Below are 317 nucleotides of genomic sequence, written 5' to 3' on the forward strand. Positions count from 1 at the left end.
GTATTGGCTGGTCGTGTTGCTAACCCAACTGACGTTGTTGAAGGTTACGGCGATGTATCTAACAAAGCTGGTGCATTGTACTACAACCCTGACCGTCTAGGTTCTACACTTGCTTACTTGTCTCCTAGCTTCTCTGGCTTTGATTTCTACGTAGCTGGTATCATGGACGGCGCTGTATCTGGTACTGGTACTAATGGTGACGACGTTGATGGTTACACTTTAGGTGCTAACTATATGGCTGGTCCTTTAAGCCTGTCTGTTGGCTACTGGGAAATGGAAGGTACTTACGTAAACGGTTACGGTGCAGGTACTGATGG

At 47.0% G+C, this 317-nt stretch carries 1 protein-coding gene; it reads left to right on the forward strand.

The window, feature by feature from the left end; all coding sequences use genetic code 11:
- Positions 1-317 (forward strand): porin family protein (locus Q4528_RS13215; protein ID WP_303521953.1); only part of this gene is annotated, 317 nt, incomplete at both ends.

The sequence above is a fragment of the Staphylococcus pasteuri genome (assembly GCF_030547725.1).
Taxonomy (GTDB): domain Bacteria; phylum Bacillota; class Bacilli; order Staphylococcales; family Staphylococcaceae; genus Staphylococcus; species Staphylococcus pasteuri.